At 57.5% G+C, this 23,790-nt stretch carries 23 protein-coding genes; 10 read left to right on the top strand and 13 right to left on the bottom strand.

What is annotated here, in order from left to right; genetic code table 11:
* The first annotated feature begins 38 nt into the window (after positions 1-38).
* The 5 genes from QZ517_RS01170 to glmM all read left to right on the top strand — a co-directional run bounded on the left by QZ517_RS01170 (position 39) and on the right by glmM (position 6,827).
* Complete coding sequence (locus QZ517_RS01170) at positions 39-2,579, top strand: putative PEP-binding protein (RefSeq protein WP_294220752.1); 2,541 nt, start codon at positions 39-41, stop codon at positions 2,577-2,579.
* A 146-nt stretch (positions 2,580-2,725) separates the two neighbouring features.
* Positions 2,726-3,367, top strand: a complete 642-nt coding sequence (locus QZ517_RS01165; RefSeq protein WP_294220749.1) for a cell wall hydrolase — start codon at positions 2,726-2,728, stop codon at positions 3,365-3,367.
* Positions 3,368-3,494: 127 nt separating this feature from the next.
* Positions 3,495-4,433 (top strand): dihydroneopterin aldolase, encoded by a 939-nt coding sequence (locus tag QZ517_RS01160; RefSeq protein WP_294220744.1) that lies wholly within the window; start codon positions 3,495-3,497, stop codon positions 4,431-4,433.
* 38 nt (positions 4,434-4,471) lie between these two features.
* The gene (gene folP, locus QZ517_RS01155) at positions 4,472-5,491 is read left to right on the top strand and encodes a dihydropteroate synthase (RefSeq protein WP_294220741.1); all 1,020 of its coding nucleotides are present in this window, start codon (positions 4,472-4,474) and stop codon (positions 5,489-5,491) included.
* Complete coding sequence (gene glmM / locus QZ517_RS01150; protein WP_294220737.1) at positions 5,481-6,827, top strand: phosphoglucosamine mutase; 1,347 nt, start codon at positions 5,481-5,483, stop codon at positions 6,825-6,827. Before folP ends, glmM begins: the two co-directional genes overlap by 11 nt.
* Positions 6,828-6,831: 4 nt before the next feature.
* On the opposite strand, the gene QZ517_RS01145 is transcribed toward glmM, so the two are convergent.
* From QZ517_RS01145 to ilvC, 3 genes are all read right to left on the bottom strand, one after another.
* The gene (locus tag QZ517_RS01145) at positions 6,832-7,752 is read right to left on the bottom strand and encodes a DMT family transporter (RefSeq protein ID WP_294220735.1); all 921 of its coding nucleotides are present in this window, start codon (positions 7,750-7,752) and stop codon (positions 6,832-6,834) included.
* Positions 7,749-8,102 (bottom strand): hypothetical protein, encoded by a 354-nt coding sequence (locus tag QZ517_RS01140; RefSeq protein WP_294220733.1) that lies wholly within the window; start codon positions 8,100-8,102, stop codon positions 7,749-7,751. Before QZ517_RS01140 ends, QZ517_RS01145 begins: the two co-directional genes overlap by 4 nt.
* A gap of 187 nt (positions 8,103-8,289) precedes the next feature.
* Positions 8,290-9,312 carry a ketol-acid reductoisomerase gene (gene ilvC / locus QZ517_RS01135; protein WP_157022927.1) on the bottom strand — a complete coding sequence of 341 codons (1,023 nt, stop codon included), beginning with the start codon at positions 9,310-9,312 and terminating at the stop codon, positions 8,290-8,292.
* Between the two features lie 131 nt (positions 9,313-9,443).
* On the opposite strand from ilvC, the gene QZ517_RS01130 reads away from it, so the two are divergent.
* From QZ517_RS01130 to QZ517_RS01120, 3 genes are all read left to right on the top strand, one after another.
* Positions 9,444-9,899, top strand: a complete 456-nt coding sequence (locus QZ517_RS01130; RefSeq protein WP_294220718.1) for an Lrp/AsnC family transcriptional regulator — start codon at positions 9,444-9,446, stop codon at positions 9,897-9,899.
* Positions 9,896-10,351, top strand: coding sequence for an Lrp/AsnC family transcriptional regulator (locus QZ517_RS01125; protein ID WP_294220715.1), 456 nt, complete (start codon positions 9,896-9,898; stop codon positions 10,349-10,351). Before QZ517_RS01130 ends, QZ517_RS01125 begins: the two co-directional genes overlap by 4 nt.
* A 99-nt stretch (positions 10,352-10,450) precedes the next feature.
* A complete protein-coding gene (locus QZ517_RS01120) occupies positions 10,451-11,569 on the top strand; it encodes an aminotransferase class V-fold PLP-dependent enzyme (protein WP_294220712.1) in 1,119 nt (372 codons plus the stop codon).
* A 114-nt stretch (positions 11,570-11,683) separates the two neighbouring features.
* Here QZ517_RS01120 and QZ517_RS01115 read toward each other — a convergent pair whose 3' ends face one another.
* The 4 genes from QZ517_RS01115 to QZ517_RS01100 all read right to left on the bottom strand — a co-directional run bounded on the left by QZ517_RS01115 (position 11,684) and on the right by QZ517_RS01100 (position 14,707).
* Entirely contained in the window at positions 11,684-12,373 is a 690-nt protein-coding gene (locus QZ517_RS01115; RefSeq protein ID WP_294220709.1) for a M50 family metallopeptidase, read from the bottom strand.
* A 3-nt stretch (positions 12,374-12,376) separates the two neighbouring features.
* A complete protein-coding gene (locus QZ517_RS01110; protein ID WP_294220706.1) occupies positions 12,377-13,579 on the bottom strand; it encodes a UbiH/UbiF family hydroxylase in 1,203 nt (400 codons plus the stop codon).
* Positions 13,580-13,641: 62 nt separating this feature from the next.
* Positions 13,642-13,848, bottom strand: a complete 207-nt coding sequence (locus tag QZ517_RS01105; protein ID WP_294220703.1) for a hypothetical protein — start codon at positions 13,846-13,848, stop codon at positions 13,642-13,644.
* 214 nt (positions 13,849-14,062) lie between these two features.
* The gene (locus QZ517_RS01100) at positions 14,063-14,707 is read right to left on the bottom strand and encodes a pyrimidine 5'-nucleotidase (RefSeq protein ID WP_294220700.1); all 645 of its coding nucleotides are present in this window, start codon (positions 14,705-14,707) and stop codon (positions 14,063-14,065) included.
* Between the two features lie 126 nt (positions 14,708-14,833).
* On the opposite strand from QZ517_RS01100, the gene QZ517_RS01095 reads away from it, so the two are divergent.
* Positions 14,834-15,472, top strand: a complete 639-nt coding sequence (locus QZ517_RS01095; RefSeq protein ID WP_294220697.1) for a GntR family transcriptional regulator — start codon at positions 14,834-14,836, stop codon at positions 15,470-15,472.
* Between the two features lies 1 nt (position 15,473).
* Here QZ517_RS01095 and QZ517_RS01090 read toward each other — a convergent pair whose 3' ends face one another.
* Both QZ517_RS01090 and carA read right to left on the bottom strand, forming a co-directional pair.
* The gene (locus QZ517_RS01090; protein ID WP_294220695.1) at positions 15,474-17,441 is read right to left on the bottom strand and encodes a glycosyltransferase family 2 protein; all 1,968 of its coding nucleotides are present in this window, start codon (positions 17,439-17,441) and stop codon (positions 15,474-15,476) included.
* Positions 17,442-17,551: 110 nt separating this feature from the next.
* Entirely contained in the window at positions 17,552-18,706 is a 1,155-nt protein-coding gene (gene carA, locus QZ517_RS01085; RefSeq protein WP_294220692.1) for a glutamine-hydrolyzing carbamoyl-phosphate synthase small subunit, read from the bottom strand.
* Between the two features lie 182 nt (positions 18,707-18,888).
* On the opposite strand from carA, the gene QZ517_RS01080 reads away from it, so the two are divergent.
* Positions 18,889-19,356 (top strand): GatB/YqeY domain-containing protein, encoded by a 468-nt coding sequence (locus QZ517_RS01080; RefSeq protein WP_294220689.1) that lies wholly within the window; start codon positions 18,889-18,891, stop codon positions 19,354-19,356.
* A gap of 64 nt (positions 19,357-19,420) precedes the next feature.
* Here the strand turns inward: QZ517_RS01080 and QZ517_RS01075 are convergent, their stop codons facing one another.
* The 4 genes from QZ517_RS01075 to QZ517_RS01060 all read right to left on the bottom strand — a co-directional run bounded on the left by QZ517_RS01075 (position 19,421) and on the right by QZ517_RS01060 (position 23,489).
* Positions 19,421-20,011: a hypothetical protein gene (locus QZ517_RS01075; RefSeq protein ID WP_294220687.1), complete on the bottom strand. Its 591-nt coding sequence runs from the start codon at positions 20,009-20,011 to the stop codon at positions 19,421-19,423.
* An 89-nt stretch (positions 20,012-20,100) separates the two neighbouring features.
* Positions 20,101-20,907: a phytanoyl-CoA dioxygenase family protein gene (locus QZ517_RS01070; protein WP_294220685.1), complete on the bottom strand. Its 807-nt coding sequence runs from the start codon at positions 20,905-20,907 to the stop codon at positions 20,101-20,103.
* A gap of 64 nt (positions 20,908-20,971) precedes the next feature.
* Positions 20,972-21,796, bottom strand: coding sequence for an IclR family transcriptional regulator (locus tag QZ517_RS01065; RefSeq protein WP_294220682.1), 825 nt, complete (start codon positions 21,794-21,796; stop codon positions 20,972-20,974).
* A 40-nt stretch (positions 21,797-21,836) separates the two neighbouring features.
* A complete protein-coding gene (locus QZ517_RS01060) occupies positions 21,837-23,489 on the bottom strand; it encodes a long-chain-fatty-acid--CoA ligase (RefSeq protein WP_294220677.1) in 1,653 nt (550 codons plus the stop codon).
* Positions 23,490-23,790: the final 301 nt, after the last annotated feature.

The raw sequence follows: 23,790 nt of genomic DNA, 5'->3' as shown, positions 1-23,790 counted from the left end.
GCCGACTATGCTGCGTTGCACAACAAAAAGGTGCCGCAGTGCAGCAAAGCGATCCGCATATCACCCTGATCACCCCTGATGCGCCCCTGAGCGCCGCCACACATGGTGGACGGGCCAAGTGCTTGCAGCGACTTGTGCGATTGGATTTGCCGGTGCCAAAGACTGTTGCGCTGTCCTTTGATGCGGTGCATGGGCTCGCTGCGGGCGATGTTCCGGATATGACTAATGTGCTCGCGGCGTTTTCGAAGCGCCAACTGCTCTGCGTGCGCCCAAGCTCGGAAGATCCCGACTGGGGTGGCCCAGGAGCCATTCTCAATATTGGGATGAACGACAAGCGCCTCTCAGAATTGAGCGACAGCATCGGAGCAGAAGCTGCAACGAAGCTCTATTTGAAGTTCATTCAGTCTTACTCGACCCATGTGGCAAGGCTTGATCCGGATATCTTTGATGATCTGAACAGTGGCGCGCCGGACGCGGTCGCCGATTTTTTGGCGGCTTATGAAGATGAAGCCGAAGAGGCCTTTCCACAGGATTTGGACACCCAGTTGGCTGGCGTATTGCGATCTATGGCGCGAGCCTGGGAAGGCACTACTGCACGGCTGTTGCGCCAGGCCAAAGGTGCCCCGGCGGATGCTGGGTTGGGCCTGGTCATTCAGGCAATGGCGCTAGGTGTTGGTCGTGGCGAAAGCGGCAGTGGTGTTTTGCAGTTGGTAAATAGCGACACAGGGCTTCCACAGTTCACCGGACGTTACCTGAGCCAGTCGCAGGGGCGCGATGCTTTGCAGACAGGGGCTGCTGCTCTGTTTTTGCAAAAAGACGACCGTGGGCCTTCGTTGGAAGAAAAAGCGCCGACGGCGTTTGCGCAGTTGACCGAACATGCGGCGTTGATGCGACGCAAGTTGCGCGAAGAGATGCAGTGTGAATTTACCTTGGAAAATGGCGAAATCTGCATTTTGGATGGCGTACGCGTGCAACGGAGCGCTCGGGCTGCGGTGCGGATAGCGGTGTCATTGGCCGAAGATAATATCATCCCCCGTGAAGAAGCGGTGATGCGGATTGAACCCCGTGCGCTCAATGAGCTGCTGCATCGGCAAGTTGACCCCGACGCGGAGCGCGACGTGGTTGGCACTGGGATCGGCGCGAGCCCTGGGGCTGCGACCGGCAAAATTGTATTCACTGCCGCCGAGGCGCAAGCGAGCGCGGCGCGCGGCGAGGCATGTGTGTTGGTGCGTCGGGAAACCAACCCTGAGGACATTCGCGGAATGCATGCCGCAAGTGCGGCTCTAACCGAGCGCGGAGGCATGACAAGCCATGCGGCGGTGATTGGTCGTGGGCTTGGTTTGCCGTGTGTCGTTGGCGCGACCTCTATGAGGTTCCAAACCCGCAAGAAGCGGATCGTGGCGGCTGATGGACGTATCTTCAAAGAAGGTGATGTGATCACCGTGGACGGTACGAACGGGCAAATTTTGGGTGGAGAACCTCGGATGCTCGAGGCGGAGTTGGACGATTCCTTCCAAACCTTGATGGATTGGGCGGACGAAAGCCGTGACATTGGGGTGCGTGCCAATGCGGACACGCCCGCAGACGCAAGAACGGCTCTCGCCTTTCAGGCAGAAGGCATCGGCCTGTGCCGCACCGAGCATATGTTCTTTGAGGCCGATCAGCTGATTGCGATGCGCGAAGTCATTTTTGCCAATGGGCCCGAAGATCGCAGTGTGGCGTTACAAGCTTTGTTGCCGATGCAGCGCGACATGTTTGTTGAATTGTTCAAACTCATGGCGGGGCGTCCGCTGTGCATTCGTCTATTTGATCCGCCTTTGCACGAATTTCTCCCGACAGATCGATCCGGCCTGCGTGACTTGGCTGAGGCGTTGAATTTGCCGTTATCGGATGTCACTCGGCGCGTTGAAGCGCTGATGGAATACAACCCGATGCTTGGCATGCGCGGCGTTCGTCTTGCGATAACTGTTCCGGAGATTCTCGACATGCAGGCGCGAGCTATTTTTGAAGCCACGCTCGATTCCTGCGGCGACAATGACCCGGTTGTTCCAGAAATTATGATCCCATTGGTGTCGGCCAAACGTGAGGTCGAATTGGTCAAGACGCGGATTGATGCAATTGCGGCCGCTGTGAAGACAGAACGGGGGCGGGAGTTTGAGTATCGCCTTGGCGTCATGGTGGAAACCCCGCGGGCGGCGTTGCGGGCCGAGGACATTGCCCCGCATTGTGAGTTTTTCAGTTTTGGTACCAACGATTTGACACAGATGACTTATGGGCTGTCGCGCGATGATGCCGGGCGATTTATGAGCCCCTACGTGCAGCAGGGCGTTTTCCCGGAGGATCCTTTTCACACGCTGGATCAGGAAGGCGTTGGCGAATTGCTGCGATTGGGAGCTGAGCGAGGCCGCCGCGCGCAACCGAACCTAACCTTGTCGGTTTGCGGGGAACATGGCGGGAGCCCCGAATCGATTGCCTTCTGTCGAGAGATTGGGTTGGACTATGTGTCCTGTTCGCCGTTTCGTGTACCTGTTGCCCGACTGGCAGCAGCACAGTTGGCAATTTCAGATAAGCTGCAATAAAATAAGAGAAAAACTGCGAAGTTTACGATGAATCTGTGCCGTGCCCTTGGTGCGGCATCGTGCGTAATTGGACCATTTGCATTTTTTCCTTTAAGAGACGGCTCGTTAACAGCTGCCAGGGGCGACTTGCCCGCTAAGAGGTTCCGATGCGTCGATTGATTGTTTGTGTTATTGCATTTGCTTTGACGGCCGGAATGGGTGCCGCCGAAGCTACGCCTTCTAATGTCAAAAACAAAACAAAGCCGCGCCAGCTGGTGCTGTTTGATGGCAAGTCGTTGCGCGATATCTTTAGCTCAAAGAAAGCTAAGCCTACCGAGATTAGCTACAGCCGCGCGTTTATTGATAGCCTGCCAAAGGTGGGTGACGAACACCGCAGCGCGGAATGGCAATGCCTGTCGGAGGCGCTTTATTTTGAAGCACGTGGTGAAAGCGTAAAAGGGCAGTTCGCGGTGGCAGAAGTCATTATGAATCGCTCAACGCACACGTCTTTTCCAGCCAGTGTTTGTGGCGTGATCAACCAAGGCACCGCCAGCGGTCGCAAATATCAGTGTCAGTTTACCTACAACTGCGATGGCATCACCAACAAGGTCCACGAGCGGGATGCTTATGAGCGTGTGGGCAAGGTTGCACATTTGTTGCTCGACGGCGCCCCAAAGCAGTTGACGGATGGGGCAACCCATTACCACACCAAGGCTGTCAATCCCCGTTGGGCGCGCACCTTCCCGCGAACCACAACAATTGGCGTACACCATTTCTACCGTATGCCGACCCGTCTTTCTAAAAACTAACGTTTTACGAGAAGCTAGGCGGTTCAACGGTGTATTGTGCCGTTTTCCCCTATGGTCCGAGCCGATTTGTCCTGCTAATTGCTGCGCATCCCTCGTTGGATGTAGCTAAACTGCGTGGACCAAACACATGAGCAACGAAATTCGCCTGGCATTTGCCCATCCCTCGGAACGTGCGGAGGCGACATCTGGGGCGGACCCCTTGGATCGGATTTCGTTGCGGGACCACATCGTTGAGGTCGAGATTGGCGCCTTTCAGGCGGAGCGGGGCGCAACACAACGTGTGTGTTTCAACGTTGTTGTCGAAGTGCTGCCGACAAGTGCCGCTGTTGCTGACGATGACGTGGATCGCATCCTATCCTATGACAAAGTCACAGATGCCATTGCTTACGAGTTGGCGGCGGAACGTTTAAACTTATTGGAAACACTTGCCGCACGAGTGGCTGATCGCGTGCTTTTGGAGCCCCAAGCACAGCGGGTTTTTGTGCGAATTGAAAAGCTGGACCGAGGCCCGGGTGCTCTTGGTGTAGAAATTGTGCGCTCACGAAAAGCGCATTTGGCACCGGTCGAGACATTGACTGAGGAAAGGCCACCAACGCCTCGAGTTGTGTTTTTGACCAATGAAGCACGGAGCTCCGAAAACCTGAATGGTTGGATTGGCCAATTGAAAGCTGCTGAACACCCGTTGATTTTGTGTGTGGGTGCGCCCGAAGCAGCGATACTGCAGACCGGTTTGGATCTGACACAGCGGCGGATAGATCTGTTGTCCATTGAGCAAAATGCTTGGATGTTGGCGACCCGCGACAAACGGTGTGTGGTTGTCGCTACACGGACAGAACTTGATTGGGCCATGAAAAATGGCCAAATATGTGTGTGGGCTCCCTCCAAAATCGTGCTGGATGCGGTGGATGGGCCAAGCGCTCCGCCAAGTGATGCCTTAAGGCTTGCCGCTTGGTTCGCGGCCGAGATGCAAGCAGCTGATTTTTGGGTAATTGGTGAAATTTCGGATGATGAGTTTGCGGCTGAGACCGCTGCACACCAAATTAGCTGCACTCAGAAAGTGCTTTGACACTTGTTTTTTGACCTTGGTTTTTGCAAGCAGCGGATATGAAAACCTATTATCGCCCGATTGTTCAGACAGATCTTGCCCGCCCAGCGGATGCCAAGACACTTGCGGGCGGATGGTGCTGGTTTACCGAAGTAGAGACACTCATGCGTGGTCAACACGCCCAGGTGTTGCCAGCAAGAGCAGTGCCGTCAGATGTGTTGGCACGCCTTTGTACGCCGCGTTCCTCGATTTGTGACCTAGACATGTCGGTGCCTCATCTCATGGGGATACTGAATGTTACGCCTGATAGCTTCTCGGATGGTGGGCGGTTTGAAGAGGCTGATGCGTCGCTTGAGCAGGCTCGCAGCATGGTTGAGGCGGGCGCCGATTTGATTGACGTGGGGGGCGAAAGCACAAGGCCTGGCGCGACGTTGGTCCCCGTAAGTGATGAAATCGCGCGCACGAGCCCAGTCATTCATGCGATTGCCGATAATTTTTGCGTCCCAATCAGCATCGACACCCGAAAAGCGGAGGTAGCAAGCGCCGCCGTTGCGGCAGGGGCATCTCTGATCAATGATGTGTCCGGCTTCACCTATGATCCTGATTTAGCGCAAGTGGCCGTTGATGCGGGCCGGCCTGTTTGTGTCATGCATGCACAAGGTGATCCGGCAACAATGCAGGAAAATCCGACATACGACGATGTGTTGCTCGACGTTTATGACTTTCTTGAAACACAAGTTGAGCGGCTTGCCAACTTGGGGATTGCACGGGAAAAAATTGTTATTGATCCGGGTGTTGGATTTGGAAAAACTCTTGCGCATAACCTTGCGTTATTGGCACGTGTGAGCTTGTTTCACGGCTTGGGCTGCCCAGTCCTTATCGGGGTATCACGAAAGAAATTCATCGGTACAATCGGCAAGGCTTCGCTTGCGCAAGATCGTATGCCGGGATCTGTGGCGGTTGCGCTTGAAGCAGTCGCGCAAGGGGCGCAAATTGTGCGTGTACATGACGTGGCGGAGACCCGTCAGGCTTTGAAACTGTGGCAGGCAGTGACGACAGGAGACTACAATGACGCGTAAGTTTTTCGGGACCGATGGGGTTCGCGGAACCGCCAACATCTATCCGATGACAGCAGAGATGGCATTGCGCATTGGCGCGGCGGTCGGGCGATATTTCCGCAACGATGGCACCAATCAGCACCGGGTGGTGATTGGCAAAGACACGCGATTGTCTGGCTATATGTTTGAGAACGCTCTGACCGCGGGTTTAACCTCCACCGGGATGAACGTGTTTTTGCTTGGCCCTGTGCCAACGCCGGCTGTGGGGTTGCTCACGACATCCATGCGGGCCGATTTGGGTGTTATGATTTCCGCGAGTCACAACCCAGCGGATGACAATGGCATCAAATTTTTTGGACCTGACGGGTTTAAGCTGTCTGATGAAGTCGAGCTTGAGCTTGAGAAGTTGATTGAAGCTGGTGTGGAGCCAGCTCAGGCTCCCAACATTGGCCGCGCACAACGAATAGACGACGGGCGTTTTCGCTACATTGAGCGGGTGAAAAGCTCACTGCCACGCGACTTGCCGCTGCGCGGCGTGAAAGTGGTGATCGACTGCGCCAACGGCGCGGCTTATCGCGCCGCGCCGGAAGCACTGTGGGAGCTAGGGGCGGAAGTGATCACCGTTGGTGTCACGCCAAACGGTTACAACATAAACGAGAATTGTGGGTCCACCAGCCCGCGTACCGCACAGGAAGCCGTTGTGGCGCATGGCGCGGACGTTGGGATCTGTCTTGATGGCGATGCGGACCGGGTGATGATCATCGATGAAAAAGGCAAAGTCGCCGATGGTGATCAAATCATGGGGCTTCTGGCCAGCCAATGGGCTGAACAGGGGCGTCTCAAAGGTGGCGCACTGGTGGCAACTGTGATGTCCAACCTTGGGCTTGAGCGGTTTTTGGACTGCAAAGGCCTGCGCCTGGAGCGCACGGCTGTGGGCGACCGATACGTGGTCGAAGCAATGCGCAAAGGTGGTTATAATTTGGGTGGCGAGCAATCCGGGCACATCGTGATGACGGACTACGCCACCACTGGCGACGGTCTGATGGCCGGCCTACAATTCCTCGCGGCAATGGTGGAAAGCGGGAAAAAGGCATCGGAATTGGCGCAGGTGTTTGAAACCGTGCCGCAGATGTTGAAGAACGTACGCTATGGTGCTGGACAGACACCGCTGGATGCCGCGTCTGTTAAGGCTGCCATTGCGGATGCCGAAGCCGCTTTGGTCGGTCAAGGTCGTCTGCTGATCCGCAAATCCGGCACAGAGCCACTTGTGCGAGTCATGGCTGAGTGTGAGGATGCGCAGCTATTGGAGTGCACCGTTGACAGTGTTGTCGATGCAGTTCAGGCAGCCGTGGCCTGATCCATTACACGTTTTTTGATCCAAACAGTCGTCGCAAAGCACCGAGTTGGCTCAACGCAACACCTGACAAAATTAGAAGCGTTGCCCAGATCATCGATCCGGGCAGCGGCTCGCCCATCAAGGTCACACCAAATACGACGGACCAGAGCGGCACTTGATAGTTGGTCAGGCTCATGAACACAGGCCCAGCAGTGCGGATCACCACGATGCGTAACAGACTGGCCCCGGCGGTGGGCACCAGGCCCAGAAGTGCGACCAAAGCCAGGCCTTCCATAGGCGGCATTGGTGGTGGTCCGTGTTGCACAAAGGCGATGGGGATCACGACCAAGCTGCCAAAAATCAACGTTGCTGCTGAGAGACCAACTGGATCGAGCGGAGGCAATTTACGGAGGATGATGGAGGAGACGCCGTAACAACTCGCGGCTGCCAGGCAGGCGATTTGTCCAAACGTTTCCAACGGGCTGCCGGTCGTGGCAAAGGCCGTTGGGCCAATCAGAACCAAGACACCTGCAAAACCGATCATAAACCCGAACGTACGCCGGAATGACATACGCTCCCCAGGGACGAAGAAATGCGCAAGTGGCAAGACGATCAATGCCACGGCCGCCATTGATACACCGGTGAAGGCAGAGGTCACGTATTGCTGCGCCCAGGCCAAAAACATGAAGGGAACGGCGGCGCTGAACACCGAAACAAAGGCGAGCCGGGGCCAATCTTGTGTATCGGTGATGAAGATGCGGCCACCACGCAGTTGCCAGATCACGACGGTGATGATGGCAGCGAATCCAATGCGCCCTGCCGCAACCCAGAAAGGCGGCATGTGGCTAAGCGCGAGTTTTTGCACCATGAAAGTGCCGCCCCAAATTAGGCCAAGCAGCGCGACCATAATCCAGCTCTTGAGTGTAATCTCTGGCGTAGACGTCATGTGCCGCTCGTGAAGAGGGCGCGCGTGAGTACCGCAAAAAGTGCGGTATGTCCTAGGGTCAAAAGAACGCCCGCAATTTTCCAACCAATGGGAGTGGGTACTCCGGGGGTGGAGCGCCAGACAGCAATCGTGAGAGTAAATTGGTATACAACAAGCAAAGATGTGAGTGCACCGGGAATGACGGCATTAATCGGCAATACCAACAAGAGCGCCATAAGCGGTTGATGAAATAAGGCGGTACCGTAATTGCCAACCCAAAAGGTTTCACCGGTTGTCCGCTCGCCGCGAAGCAAAGCGCGCAACCATTCAGGTGTGAATAAACGCATTTGGGGGTGAGTGCCGTCGGTCATGGGGGTTCCTTCCACCTGAAGCTGGACCATGCATTTCCATCGGGGAAAGGTCAAATAGATGCATGCGGCTGGCAGGCTCAATTGCTTGCCTTGTTCATGGGCGCGTGGATAACGCCGGTCGCGGCCTTAAGTTAAAAAAACAAAAAAGGGGAGCAATCGCTCCCCTTTTCCTAAGTCTAAGCGGGGCTTAGTTCTTTTCTTTGTCGACCATCTTGCCAGCTGAGATCCATGGCATCATGCCACGCAGCTTGGCGCCGGTTTCTTCGATCTGGTGCTCGTCGTTGGCACGACGCGATGCTTTGATGGTTGGCTGACCAACAGCGTTTTCCAGCATGAAGTCACGAACGAATTTGCCAGACTGGATGTCAGACAGAACGTCTTTCATGCGGGCTTTGGTTTCGTCGTAGTTCAGAATTCGTGGGCCGGTGACGTACTGACCGTACTCAGCAGTGTTCGAGATCGAGTAGTCCATGTTGGCGATGCCGCCTTCATAGATCAGGTCAACGATCAGCTTCACTTCATGCAGACATTCGAAGTAGGCCATTTCTGGTGCGTAACCAGCTTCAACCAGAGTTTCAAAACCACAGCGGATCAGTTCTACCAGGCCACCACACAGAACAGCTTGCTCGCCGAACAGGTCGGTTTCACACTCTTCACGGAAGTTGGTCTCAATAATGCCAGAGCGACCGCCACCAATTGCGGAACAGTAGGACAGGCCGATTTCCAGCGCTTTGCCGGTCGCATCGTTGTCCACAGCAACCAGGCAAGGCACGCCGCCGCCTTTGGTGTATTCGCCGCGTACGGTGTGACCTGGGCCTTTTGGCGCCATCATGATTACGTCAACGCCTTCTTTGGGCTCAATCAGGCCAAAGTGAACGTTCAGGCCGTGGGCGAACGCAATTGCGGAGCCCGGCTTGATGTTGTCGTGGACGTATTTCTTGTAGGTTTCAGCCTGCAGTTCATCGGGCATTGTGAACATGATAACGTCACACCAGGCAGCCGCTTCGGCGATGCCCATAACTTTCAGGCCTTCGCCTTCAGCTTTCTTGGCCGATGCAGAACCTTCGCGCAGTGCAACGACGAGATTCTTGGCACCTGAGTCACGCAGGTTCAGCGCGTGCGCGTGGCCTTGCGAACCGTAGCCCAGGATGGCTACTTTTTTGTCTTTGATCAGGTTGATGTCGCAATCGCGATCGTAATAAACGCGCATGATGGGCGCTCCCTTAACTGGTTTCTGGAGGTAGAATACGGATAAATGGAGTGTGGGCGACCACGTTTGGCTGGATGTTTCACAAAATTTGTGTCTATTCATTCTTCAACGCCTAGATTTCTGGAAGATTCATGCTTGACGATCTTGATCGCCGTATTCTGCGCTATATGCAGACGGACCCCACTCAATCTGTTCCCGACTTGGCGGACCGTCTGTCGTTGACGACTTCTCGTCTAACACGACGGGTTGAGAAGCTTAAAGAAACTGGTGTCCTGCGCGGGCAGAGGGCCGTGATTGACTGGCAAGCTTTGGGATATGCGGTGGAGGTGTCGTTGCGGGTGACGTTGGACAAGACACAGGCGCGGGCGTTTGATGAATTTATCGAAGCTGCACGAGACATTCCGGAAGTCACGGAAATTCAAACCTTTTTGGGTCGTGTCGATGTGCGTTTATCGGTGATTGCAAAAGACATGGGGCATTATCAGGAAGTGTACCGCAGTCGCATTCTGACCCTGCCGCATATCGCAGATATTGAATCCTTGATGCATGTGGCGCGGATAAAGTCGGATGAAAGTCTGCCGATATGATTGAACTGGATGAGATAGACCGAAGCCTTCTCAAAGCGTTAGCAGAAGATGCGACCCAGAATGCAGGCGCGTTGGGGCGGCGATTTGGGTTGTCGCAGCCGGCGACGTGGCGGCGGATCAAGCGGTTGCAGGACAGTGGGGCGATTGCAGGGCGGAAGCTGGATCTGGATTATGAAAAGCTGGGGTTTGGCGTAACGGTGTTTCTGGGGGTGAAGCTGGCCACCAAAGGGCGGGTGAGCTTGGACGATTTTGAGCGGGCTGTTTCGGCCATTCCAGAGGTGCAAACGGTGGAGCATGTGCTGGGACTGTATGATTACCGATTGCGCGTCACTGCCCGCGATATATCTGATTTTGAACGGGTTTTACGGCGTCGGGTGATGACGTTGCCCGGTGTTGGCAACGTTGAAGCCAATGTGTTGTTGAGCGAAGAGAGACGGCCGGGACCCTTGTAAGCGCTTGATGGACATGACGAAGGGTCTTGAAGGCTTTGAGTGATTGGTTGGCGCGCCATTTTGGTCTACACCATAGGTAACATGATAAGGAGTTTCCCGATGGCACATGACATCGATCCCGGTGGGTTGAGCGAGTTTTCCGTGGTTTTCACGGATCGGTCGTTGAACCATATGTCCAAGACTTTTCAGCAGGTTATGCGTGATATTTCGGGCCTCTTGAAGGAGGTTTATAACGCAGACGCGGTGGCTTTAGTGCCGGGTGGCGGGACTTTCGGCATGGAAGCTGTGGCGCGGCAGTTCGCGGCGGGGCAGAAAACGCTGGTGGTGCGCAACGGGTGGTTCTCTTACCGTTGGAGCCAGATTTTTGAAGCTGGTGGCTTTGCAGCCGAGAGCACGGTGATGAAGGCTCGGCAAACCGGAAACGGGACCACAGCGCCGTTTGCACCGGCGCCGATTGCGGATGTGGTTGCTGAAATTCATAAGCAAAAACCACAGGTTGTCTTTGCGCCGCATGTGGAAACCAGCGCCGGTGTGATCTTGCCGGACGACTATATCAAGGCCATGGCAGAAGCCGCGCATGAGGTTGGGGCCTTGATGGTTCTGGACTGCATCGCGTCTGGTTGTGTCTGGATCGACATGAAGGCGCTGGGTGTGGATGTGTTGTGCTCCGCGCCGCAAAAAGGCTGGAGTGCCTCACCGTCCGCTGGATTGGTGATGATGTCGGATAAAGCTTTGGCACGGTTGGAAAATACCCAATCTGACAGCTTTGCGCTCGATCTGAAAAAGTGGCGTGACATCATGGTGGCTTATGAAAATGGCGGCCATGCCTACCATGCGACTATGCCAACAGATGCGCTGCGGGCGTTCCGCGATACGATGCTGGAGACCAAAGAGTACGGCTTTGACAAGCTGCGGATGGCGCAGTGGGCGTTGGGTGATGGCGTGCGTAACCTGCTGAAAGACAAAGGCATTCAATCGGTTGCGGCGGATGGCTTTGGCGCGCCGGGTGTGGTGGTGAGCTACACCAGTGATCCAGGCGTTCAGAACGGCAGCAAGTTTGCCGCGGTGGGCATGCAAATTGCCGCGGGTGTGCCGCTGGCCTGTGATGAGCCTGAAGGCTTCATGACCTTCCGGCTTGGGCTGTTTGGATTGGACAAGTTGTACGACGTAGACGCGACAATAAATCGTTTACGAAATGTGCTTGATACGGTGATTTAGCACGTCGGTATAGCGTCTGTATTACGACTGTTTTGCGGAGGTGGCGTTTTTGGCGCTGCCTCCGTTTGATTTTGGTGTTTGTTTTGCAAAATTGACGGCTTGGGGGGAGTGCCCCTATCTGCGACGCCGGTTGATGTTGCTGTTTTGAGGCAGTCCGTAGCGGAGGGTTAGGACGATCACTCCCATACTGATCACCAGCCAGAGCCCGCCCCAGAACAGTGTCGAGCCGCCAACGTGTTCGGCCAGAATACGCGCGTCAGAGCGCAGGTGGGCCCGACGGATGGTGTCGTCAAAGATGTCGAGGGGCGCGTAGATCATGCTGCTGATCCCGATGGTGCGCAGGATCATATCGTTGATTTCGAGGCTGAGATAGAGGCTGGCCAATAGCATGGCGGCGCCGGTGGCAAGAGTGAAGCCAAGGGCAAAGAGATCGCGCACATAGAAAGCCGCCACCAACAGGGTGATTAAGCCGAACATAGCGATGATGGTCCGGTCCCAGTGGGTGCGCAGTGCAAGGATGAAAAGCGCAGCGCCGATCAGGAGCGAGCCGAGGTATCCGGCGGAGGTGATCCAGAACGGGTTCCCGCCGCGCGCGGTGACCAAACCGCCTTCGTTAGGGCTTACGGACAGGCCGAGGACTTCGCCACCGGTGACTATTGCGGCGACTGCATGAGAGAGCTCATGTAGGAACACCGTGAGGATGCGCAGCGGCAAAAGCACATCTGTGTTCCACAAGAGCGTGATCAGCAGCGTCAGGGTCAGAAGCTGCCAATGATTGCTGATAAACGTGCGGAGGGCGCGCATCGGTTAGCGCACGCCCAGCCCCATTTGCATGAGGGTCTTGCGAACCGGCCCAAGAGAATAGAGCGCATTGAGGCCAAGGGCGCGGGCGTTGCGCAGCGGTTGGGCTTCGGCCATGGAGGCGCGGTTGAGCAGGTCGATGCCTTTCACGCGCAGTTTGACCTCGGTGAAGCGTTTGCGGTGGTAGCGTTCCAGCATGCGGTCGCTGCCCAGATCAGATGGGTCGGCCTTGGCCAGTTCCAGCAGGACCCGCATGTCGCCCAAGCTCATGTTGAGACCCTGTGCACCTATGGGTGGCACCACATGGGCGGCTTCGGCCACCAGTGCGAGGTGTTGGCTGTAAAGCCGGTCGGCGGATTGCGAGATGATTGGCCAGATGGTGCGGTTGGACGCCAGAGTGAGCGGGCCAAAGAGAGCGCAGCTGCGCTCTGTCATTTCCGCCTCAAATTCGGCCTTCTCCATGGCGAAGAGTTCTTGGGCCCGCGGGCCACGTTCCATCCAGACCAGCGCAGAAGAGGGCATGCCATTGTGGTCCGGCAGCGGAACCAATGTGAATGGGCCGCCGGAGCGGTGGATTTCGGTGGAGACATTGGCGTGCGGGATGGGATGGGACACCGCCAGCGCCAGGGCTTTTTGCCCGTAACGCGTGGTTTTGGTGCCGATGCCAGCGGCCTCCCTCATAGGTGAGTTGCGGCCATCAGCGGCAATCACCAGACGCGCGCGGGTTTGACTGCCATCGGACAGGCCAACGCGGGCTTCATGTGTGCGGGTGAACAGCGTGGTGGTACCACAGCCCATGCGCAGATCGACATTGGGCAACTCTTCCAAACGGGCGATCATTTCGCGGCGCAGCAGCCAGTTTGGCAGGTTCCATCCAAACGGTTGTTCGGAGATGTCGGAGGCGTCGAAATCTTTGACAATGCGGGGTTCGGCCACTTCGCCACCGGCATCGACAATGCGCATGATTTGCAGTGGGGCGGCGTGGGTGTCGAGGCGTTGCCACAGGCCGGCCTCTTCGAGCAGGGTGCGGGCCGGTTGCAGGAAGGCGGTGGTGCGCATGTCGGCGCCAGCGGCGTCCCGCTCGGTCACGGGCGGGGCCGGGTCGACGCACTGCACGGAAAATCCAGCAGCGCCAAAAGCGGCGGCGGCAGTCAGACCGGCGATGCCGCCACCGGAAATCAGGATGTCCACTTGGGTTGTCTCAGTCATGGCAAAGGCCTCCTGCGCGGCACCTTACGCCTGGCTCAAACCAGTTCCAAGGGGATGAAATGTCACCCGCGTGAAATCAGGATCAGGGCGAGATACACAACCGGCACCATGGCCACAGCCGGGATATAAAGACCAGGTACGCCAAACATGGCAATGGAGGTGCCCCAGAGTGCGACAAGCAGGGCGATGCCGGCCCAAACCCAGGTGGCCGGGTCCAGTTTGGTTTTGGTTTTTGGCGCGGAAATGTCAGAGGCAGAGGCGAGGCTCATAATGGCAGTCCTTTACAGGGCCCGCGCCGGGGAGGGGCGGGGAACAGGGAGGATAACGCTAAAAGATAGCACTGTGGGGCACGACACTGCCGCGCTCCCCCGATCTTTCAGACCTGTCAGAAAGGCTCTCCTGCCGCATGCGTTAGATATTCATCTGGGCTGCATGTTTAAACTGGCACCTTGTCGCACTGCGACCACATGCCCGACCCGACTTTTAGCGTAGTTTTGACAGAAAGGCGGTGAGATCGTCGGTGTGGAAGTGGATGTGATCGTGGTCCAGAGGATCTGGCGCGACGTGCACAGTGCGCATGCCCATGTCGTGGGGGGCTTGCAGGTTGCGCGGATCGTCTTCGAACATGGCGGCGGTTTGGGTGTTCACACCGTCTTTCGCGAAAATGGTTTCAAAGGCGGCGCGTTCCGGTTTGGGCAGGAAATTGGCGTGCTCGACGCCGTAGATCGCGTCAAACAAGTTGTCCAAGCCGCGAGAGGCCAGCACGCGTTCGGCATAAGGCGCGGTGCCATTGGTGTAGACAATGCGGCGGCCCGGCAGCTCTTTGATGTATTGTGCCAGCAGGTGGTCGGCCTGCATGTGGTCGAGTGAGATATCGTGCACATCAATCAGGTAGGGTGCGGGATCGACATCATGTTCGCGCATCAAGCCGGTGAGCGTGGTGCCGTAGCGCGCCCAGTAGTCTTGCCGCAGCTGGTTGGCTTTGGGGCGATCAACGCCAAGGGCCTCCATCACATAGTTGGTCATCCGCACCTCGATCTGATCAAACAGACGGGCCTCGGGAGGGTACAGGGTGTTGTCGAGATCAAACACCCAGGTGGTGACATGTGAGAAAGACTGCTTTGGCATGAGGGTGTGATACGCGGGGCAGTGGTCTGGCGCAACGGGGAAACAGATTCTCCAATGTGCCGTTGGGGTTGCATCAATTTGCTCAGCGCGTAGTCTGACCTGCAAGACACAAAAGGACCGCGCCAGATGTCGCAGACGACCCGCCCGAACAAAGACGCCTATACGCTGATTCTCGAAGCGATTGATGTGGGGGTGTACAAACCCGGTGACCGGTTGGTGGAAAGCGATTTGGCTGAGCGGTTTGGCATGTCGCGCACCCCCATCCGAGAGGCGTTGCAGCGGTTGGAAACCCAGTCTTTGCTGGCGCGAGACGGGCGCAGTTTGATTGTGAACTCACTGGATCACAACCAGATGGCGGAGCTTTATGTGGTCCGCGGTGAGCTGGAAGGGCTGGCGGCGCGACTGGCGGCACATCATGCAACCAACGAAGAGGTGCGGGTGTTGCAGGACATGGTCGAGGCGGACAAAGCTCGGGTGGATGACTCCTCAGCTTTGGCGCGCTCCAACCGGCGTTTTCACAAGCAGATCCATTTGGCGAGCCACAACCGCTATTTGGTGCAGCAGCTGGATTTGGTGCACCGCTCCATGGCCTTGATGGCAACCACGTCGATTGCTGTGGAAGGGCGTGGCGAAGACACGTTGGTGGAGCATCAGGCAATTGTCGATGCGATCACTGCGCGGGATGGCGATGCGGCGGATGCGGCGTTGCGGGCGCATATTTCGACGGCGTTTGTGACGCGGTTGAAACAGGAAAATTCAGAATAATCTAGCTGTCTGCCTGTTTGGGTTTGGATGGTGCTGAGAGGTCGTGGTCGATGGCCTCGACGGTTTTGCCGTGGCTGGTTTTGTCCCAATAAAACGGGGCGACAAGCATTTCGACCACTCCTTTGTAGGCCGCAAGTGTGGCCAGTGGAAAATATAGCCACATCGATAACACCCACGGATAGAGGCGGGGGCGGTTGCTGATGTGAGCGGCGGCGATCCAGAGGGCGCCGTTGGTGGTGCCGGACAGCAAAAGGGTTGTGGCCAGAACCAGCATGGCGTTGGGGCCGAGTATGTTGATCATCGGGTGAGGCAGGCCAAAAGCCGCCCCCCAAAGAAGCCAAAGGAACGGGGCCAAGAGAAACTGGCTGATGGTGCAGAGAAACAGCATTTGAAAGCCAAGAAACTGCCGAGGGCCAAGCTCATGCAGCAATTTGCGGGGGCTGCGCATGTGCACAAGGTAGGTGGCCATATACCCTTTGAGCCAGCGAGAGCGTTGCCGGACCCATGCGATAGGGCGGCAGTTGGCCTCTTCTTGTGTGATGGTGTTGATCAGCTCGGTCCGGTAGCCACGCCGGGCCAAGCGCATGCCCAAATCAGCATCTTCGGTCACATTGTGACTGTCCCAACCGCCAACCTCTTCGATCACATCTCGGCGTAGGAACAACGTGGTGCCACCAAGCGGCACCGGGAAGCCAAGACGGGTGAGGGTGGGCAATACCAGTCGAAACCACGCGGCATATTCGATGGCAAAGCAGCGCGAGAGCCAGTTGGTGTAGGGATTGTAGTAATCTAGGACGCCTTGCAGGCAGGCCACATCTGGCGCGGCGTGGGCAAAATGATAAGCGACGTGTTCAAGCTGATCGGGCGCGGGGGCGTCTTCTGCGTCCCAGATGCCAATGATCTCACCCCGGCAAAACGGCAGGGCGTAATTGAGGGCGCGGGGTTTGGTGGTCAGGCCCGATCCCGCGGGTACTTCAACCACACGCATCCATCGCGGCAAGCGCGTGCGGGCGATGGTGGCTCGGGTAAGCTGGTCTTTTTCTTCCAGCACGAGGACCACATCAAGCAAGGCACGGGGGTAGGACAAGCGGGTTAGACGTCGGATCAAGACGGAGGCAATTTCGGTTTCGTGAAACAGTGGCACCATCATAGAGATGCGCGGCAGACGCGCGCGTCGGCCGTTGCGGGTGAGGTGCGCCGGCAGCGTGAAGGGGGCCGCGGGGCTCCAGCGCAGAGGCGGCACCGGAGGGGCGCGGCTGGTGGGCCAAAGGTGGATGAAAAGCGCAGCGATCCGGAGGCTTGTGGCTGCAATGAGGGTGACAACGGTCCACCATGTCAGCAGGTGCAGGCCCAAATTCGGAATTGGGCTGACGGTGAAGAGTAGCAAGATCGCCAAGCTGACCAGGAGGCATTTTTGCAATGCGGCTCCTTTGGTGAAGCCGCGGCAACTGTCTTTGTCCGCCACCGAGGTTTCTGCGGCGTTGGTCAGAAAGCGGCGGTGGTGGAGGGTGATGTGGTCCTGAAGTTGGCGCTCGTCTGCGAGGGCAAACAGGGCGTCTTTCAGGTTATTGGGCATTGCGGCGCGCAGATCATCCAGATGGTCCGCGCGACCTGTTACAAAAATTACGGTTGTGCCAAGCTTGGCCCATGGCAGCACGCAGTGCTTGAGGCAAAACTCTGGTGTCAGCAGTGCGGCGGTGTCTTTGGAGGGCGGGGTCCGCGCCAAATCCACCTGTCTGAGGTCGTTGCTGTGCGCTTTGAAAGTGTTGAGATCGGACTCCGTCACCCAGCCTTGAGCCGCGAGGATTTCCGTGAGGGTGGCATTCCATGAGGATTGACAGCGCAAGGCAAAGAACAATTGCCAAGGGGTCACCAACCCGTACTCGATCAAGGCGCGGGCCAATGGCAAGCGCGCCGTGTCTTGGGAGGGAGTTCGTTTGGGTAGTTCGCGCAGTCTTGTGGTGCTCATACCGCCCACCTGCCAGCTAAACCGAGGGTTTACGGTGCGCGTGTATGGTTAATGCAAAGTTAACGTATGGCGGGATTTTCGCCATACGTCTGGATTTCCAGACCTGTGGGTCAGGCGCGCGCGGCCATGGCGGCGGCGAAATTTTCAAACAGGTAGAAGCTGTCCTGTGGACCTGGGGAGGCTTCTGGGTGGTGCTGCACGGAGAACACCGGACGGTCAGCCATGCGGATGCCGCAGTTTGAGCCGTCAAACAGAGACACGTGGGATTCCACCACACCCTCGGGCAGGGATTGGCCGTCCACTGCAAAGCCGTGGTTCATCGAGGTGATTTCCACCTTGCCGGTGTCATGGTCTTTCACCGGGTGGTTGGCACCGTGGTGGCCGTGGTTCATTTTGATGGTCTTGCCACCCAGCGCCAGCGCCAGCATTTGGTGACCAAGACAGATGCCAAACACCGGAATGTCGGCTTTCAGCACGTCTTGGATCATCGGCACAGCATATTCACCGGTGGCCGCGGGGTCGCCAGGGCCGTTGGAGAGGAACACGCCATCCGGATTGTGCGCGAGCACTTCTTCGGCGGTTGCGGTGGCTGGCAGGACGGTCACGTCACAGCCAACAGAGGCCAAGCAGCGCAAGATGTTGCGTTTTGCGCCAAAGTCCACCGCCACAACTTTGTGTTTTGGTTCGGTCAGCTTTGGGTAACCATCCGGCCAGGCCCAGCGCATTTCGTTCCAGTGGTAGCTTTGCGCGCAGGTGACTTCTTTGGCCAGATCAAGGCCTTCGAGGCCGGAGAAAGCGCGGGCCTTTGCGACCAGAGCCTCGGTGTCAAAGTTGCCATCCGGGTTGTGGGCCAGGGCGACGTGCGGTGCGCCTTGCTGGCGGATCGCGCGGGTCAGGCGACGGGTGTCGACACCGCCAATGGCGATGCGGCCACGGGAGGCCAGCCAGTCAGACAGGGTGTTCACAGAGCGCCAGCTCGACGGGGTGGTTGGATCCCACTTCACCACCATGCCTGCGGCCACCGGATCTGCGGTTTCATCGTCTTCCGGTGTCACGCCGGTGTTGCCGATGTGCGGGAAGGTGAAGGTCACCACCTGACCGGCATAAGATGGGTCGGTCATGATCTCCTGATAGCCCGTCATGGCTGTGTTAAAGCAGAGCTCCGCCACTGTTTCGCCGGTGGCGCCAAAGCCACGTCCGTAAAACAGGGTGCCATCAGCAAGAGCGAGGCAGGCGGTCGGGTGATCGGGGGTCGAGGCGGTCATGGGCGAGTCTCCGGCTGGCAAATTGGCCGATCCATATGTCGGCGGGCGACGGGCGTCAAGCAGATGTGCATTCTCAGTGACCCCTTATTTTAAAGGGCTTCTTCAAAAAATGCGATGGTTGCGAGTCGCTGGGCGTTTATATAAGGTCTCATGCTTATGTTTGACAGCAATTGGCAAGAAGAATGGCACTTAGAGAAGACATCAACAGCGCGCTGAAACAAGCGATGCGTGACCGCGCGGCGGACCGGCTCTCCACTTTGCGCCTGATCATGGCCGCAATCAAGGACCGCGACATTGCGGCCCGCGTGGAAGGCGAAGAGGGCGGCGGTGTGTCCGATGCGGATATCCTGTCGATTCTGGCCAAGATGGTGAAGCAGCGCCAAGAGAGTGCACGCACCTATGAAGAAGGTGGTCGGCTGGACCTCGCAGAGCGGGAATTGAGCGAAATCACCATCATCGAAGAGTTTCTGCCCAAGCAGTTGAGCGACGATGAGGTTGTGGCGGCCGTGAAAGCTGCGGTGGCCGAAGTTGGCGCGGAATCGATCCGCGACATGGGCAAGGTCATGGGGGCGCTCAAGGCAAAATACACTGGCCAAATGGATTTTGGCAAAGTGGGCCCGATGGTGAAAGACCAACTCGCCAACGGCTAAGGTGATCTTATGAGATTTTGAAACGGCCTCGCCTGAACTGGCGGGGCCGCTTTTTTGTTTGGGGTTAGTCCACCACGCCTGCGCCGGAGAAGCCACATTCATCCATGGCTTTCACATAGGCTGCGGTAAAACCGTCCAAGAAGAAGCTGGAAAACACGTGCCCGCCGACAACCGCGTCCAGTTGGTGGTTTTTGCGCATGGCGCGCAGCACCCATTGGCTGTCGGGATGGTCAAAGCGGAAAAAGGCTTTGGCAAAACCCTCTTCGTCAAAGTAGGCGCCGACCACGGCGTCCATGCTGTCTTCGTCGTCAAAGCGGATATAGACGGCTTGGCCGTCTTGCATCACGGTTGGATAGCCGCGGATGGCGCTCTCTCTGACTTCGACGCCCGGGAAAACGCCGGGCGGACCGCCATCCCCGTTGCTGATTTCGATGCTGAGGGACGGTTCACCGTCCCCGCCGGTCAGAGCAGTGCAGGTGCGGCGGAGATCTTCGCCGGTGTCGATGGTTTCCGCAAACACACGCCAGGAGCCGTATTCCCAATAGCCGCTGTCAATTGGCGTTGGGGCTGGCGGCGGCGCGCTGTTGGTTGGCGCTTGCGCCGGAGCTGAGGTGTTAGCGGTGAAGGCCAAAAGGCCGGCGGCAAAAAGCTTCATCGTAATGCGTTCCTAATTCTGTCTGGTGTCAGGGTTTCAGAAAAACCCTGACAAACCTTTGACGAGAATAGAGCTTTGCGCGTCTTTGCCTAGGATTGTTTTGAGCCACGGGGCCATAGCATTGGGAACCAGTCTTCACGCAGTTTCTGACCTTCGATCATGTCGTGGCCAGGGAAGGGCGGCGAGGTCGGGCCGGGGCGTTCGACATAGCGGGCATCGTCGCCAAGCAGCCGCAGGGAGAACGCGCGGCGGCGGGTGATGGCGGTGTTGCCACGGGCGCCGTGCAGGATGTGGTAGTTGAAGGCCACGGCGTCGCCCGGTTCCATCTCCCATTCCAGAACGCGCATGCCTTCAGCATCCGGATCGGGGATGGGCATGTAAGTGTCTTCATTGGGGAAAAAGCTTTCCTCGGAGACCCAGCGGGTGGGCAGGACTGGTTTTTCCCATTTGTGGCTGCCGGCGACCATGCGCAGGGTGGCGTCTTTCACCGGATCAAGCGGGGACCAGAAGCTGACCGTTTGCTGACCTTCGACAAAATAGTATGGCCCGTCGGTGTGCCATGGCGTGGCCATGGATGTGCCGGGCTCTTTCACCAGCACATGATCGTGGAACATCTGCACGGTTTGGGATTGCATGAGAGCGGCGGCAACTTCCGCGGCGTCGGAGGTTTCAACGACCTGCTGAAATTCCGGGATGCGCTGCCAGTTGCAGTAATCGTCAAAGAAGCGGCCGGTTTGGCCTGCTTTTTCGTTGTTGGAGGCGTAAGGGCCTGGCTTCGACATGTTGCGTTCAACCCCTTTGCGCAGGGTCTCGACGTGGTCTGCAAACAGGCCGCGGATCAGGACAACGCCGTCCTGTTGGTAGGTGTCGATGTCTTTGTCGGTGATCGTGACCATGATGATGCCTCCCCAAAAGTGCGACGGCCACGGTGGGGTCGGATGAGGGAGGCGTCAAGCGGTTTTAGATTTGGGTTGCGTGTAGACGCAGCGACTGCGCAATTTCCAACAGGCGTGGGCCTAGGTCGTTTTCCATACGGTCTTTGGTCAGCGAGGAGGCGGGGCCGCCAAGGTTCAGCGTCATATCGGGCGCGGCGTCACTTGCCATTGGGAAGGGAACGGCAAGGGAGTGTACGCCTTCGTGCCAGTCGCCATAGTTCACGTAGAAGCCTTTTTCGGCGATTTGCGTCGCGGCAGCGTTGATGCCATCCAAAATGGCAGGCCAGCGCTCCGGGCCGTGGTGGTTAGCCAGCGCTTCCAAAATGTCAGCACGTTCGTCTGGCTTGCAGCCAGCGATATAGGCGCGGCCCATGGCAGAGCGGGCCAGAGAGATGCGGGAGCCAACGCCAAGTTGCAGCGACATCATACCTTTTTCAGCGCGGGCACAGGCGAGGTAGGTCACTGTGTGATCATCACGCGCGCCAAGAGCGACCTGCACGCCGTCTCCCGCGTAATCAGCAAGCCGCTGCATGGGTTCTTTGGCGGCATCGCGGATTGGCATGGAGCCCAGACAGGCAAAACCAAGGCTGAGCGCGGGCACACCAATGCGGTAGCGGCCGGTTTGCTCATCATAGAGTAGGTAGCCGGTTTGCAAGAGCGTGTAGGTCAGGCGCGAAATTGTCGAGTTGGGCAAGCCGGTGCGGTCTGCGATGTCGCGGTTGGACAGGCCTGCGCGGTCCCTTGGGCGGAAACAACGCAACACTTCAAGTCCACGCGACAAGGCGGTGACAAATTGGCGGTCCGTTTCGGGAGGGGTAGCGTCGCTGGCGACAGATGTGCGTTTTCTCATTGGGCTGTGTCTATTTCCGCATGGTGGAATTTTCTATGCGTCATGAGAGCTCTTTCCACAAGACCTTGCCAACGCCGGATTTGGGCAAAGCGTCGATGAATTCCACGATTGTGGGGCATTTGTAGGCGCTCATTTGGGTTTTGCACCATTGGATGATGGCGTCTTCGGTGAGTGTGTCGCGGGCCTCGGGTTGAGGCACCACAAAGGCTTTCACACATTCGCCGCGCCGGGGATCTTTGGCGCCGACCACACAGCATTCGGCAATATCTGGGTGGTGCAACATCAGCATTTCGATCTCTGCTGGCCAGACTTTGAAGCCTGCGGCATTGACCATGCGTTTCACACGGTCGACCATGAAGAAGTAGCCATCGGTGTCGCGATACCCGATGTCGCCGGAGCGGAAAAACGGCACACCCTCGATCTCGACAAAAGCCTCCGACGTGGCTTCGGGCCGTTGCCAGTAGCCGGTGAAGTTTTGCGGGGCGTGCATGACTATCTCACCCACTTCACCATGGGGCAGCTCCGTGTCGCCGCCAATTTCCAGAACCCGGCTGTCGACCTCATAAATTGGTTGACCGAGGCATTGGCGTTTGGGGGCCTCAATGGGGTTGATGTGGGTGGCGGCCATTGTTTCCGACAGGCCGTAGCCCTCGATGTAATCCAGCCCTGTCATGTCCTTGAGCCGTTTGGCAATGGCGTCGGGCATGGCCGCGCCGCCGCCGCCAATCATCTCCAGCGTGGAGAGGTCGTAGCTGTCAAAGTCAGGGTCGTTCACCAGATCGATGGCCATGGTGGCAATCGAGCGCCAGCGGGAGATTTTGTAGCGTTTGATCAGTCCTGCCGCCAATTTTGACGACCAGCGCGGCAGGATCACATTGCGCCCACCGGTCAGAATTGGCGCGCACATACCACCGACCATGCCGGTGACGTGGAAAAATGGCAGCGCGGCGAGGTGCACGGTGTCTTCATGCGGCGGGTTCCAAAGCGCGCTGGCATAGAGGGAGGCCAAAAAGGTGCGGTGCGTGTGCATGCAGCCTTTGGGCTGGCCGGTTGTGCCGGAGCTGTAAGGAATGACGGCGAGGTCATCGCTGGTGGTGTTGCGGGGCGCGGGCACATGGCCCGCGTCCAGTGCGGCTTGGAAGCCTGTGATGCCAAGAGTTTCGGCATCTTGTTCGGACATGGCTTGTGCCAAGTTGGGAGGGATTAGGTCGAAACCCGCTTGGCCCATGTCAGTCATGCGGGTACCGATCAGGGTCGTGAGGTTGCCGCGCTTGAGGGCTGGCAAAATGTGCTCGGACAGCTCCAGTGCGCAGATGGCGATTTTGGCGCCGGTGTCTTCGACGAGATAGTCGATTTCCGCTTGTTTGTTCATCGGATTAACAGGCACCACCGCGCCGCCTGCGCGCAAGATGGCAAAGAAGCTGATGATGTATTGCGGGCAGTTTTGGGTGTAGAGCAACACCCGGTCACCTTTCGAAAGGCCGACGTGTTGTAGATATCCTGCCAGTGCGGTCACGCGGATGGCGATGTCACGATGGGTGTAGTCAGCGCCGTTGTATGTCACGGCGATGTGGTCGCCCCATTTGGCCACGGCCTCATCCATGCTCACGTCAATTGGTTGATCAGGCCGCGCAAAGGTCCAGTCTTTGCCGGTGGGCCAGAAATCCGGAATGCGGGCGTTTGGGTGTGGCATGGTGCCAGGTCCTTTGGTCTTTGTGTCGCCGCACAGGGCGTTAGGTAGCCTAGCGCGGCTTGGCGAGTTTTCAGCGGGAAATTTTGCGCAAGTGTCGTCGCGTCGTTTTTTGCAGGAAGGCTGCGAAACAGATGTTCGCATGGCCGAAGCCGCCGTAGACTAAGGACAACAAGTGTATGCGAGGGAGGCTCACGATGGGCGAGAACAAAGTCACCGTGGAATTTGTGGAAGATGTGGCGCTGATCTGCATCAACAACCCGCCTGTGAACGCCAGCGGTGTGGCTGTGCGGCAGGGGATTGT

Source organism: uncultured Shimia sp., assembly GCF_913054185.1.
Taxonomy (GTDB): domain Bacteria; phylum Pseudomonadota; class Alphaproteobacteria; order Rhodobacterales; family Rhodobacteraceae; genus Shimia.
Note: the sequence above shows the minus strand (reverse complement) of the source record. Positions and strands in the feature narration are given on the sequence as shown.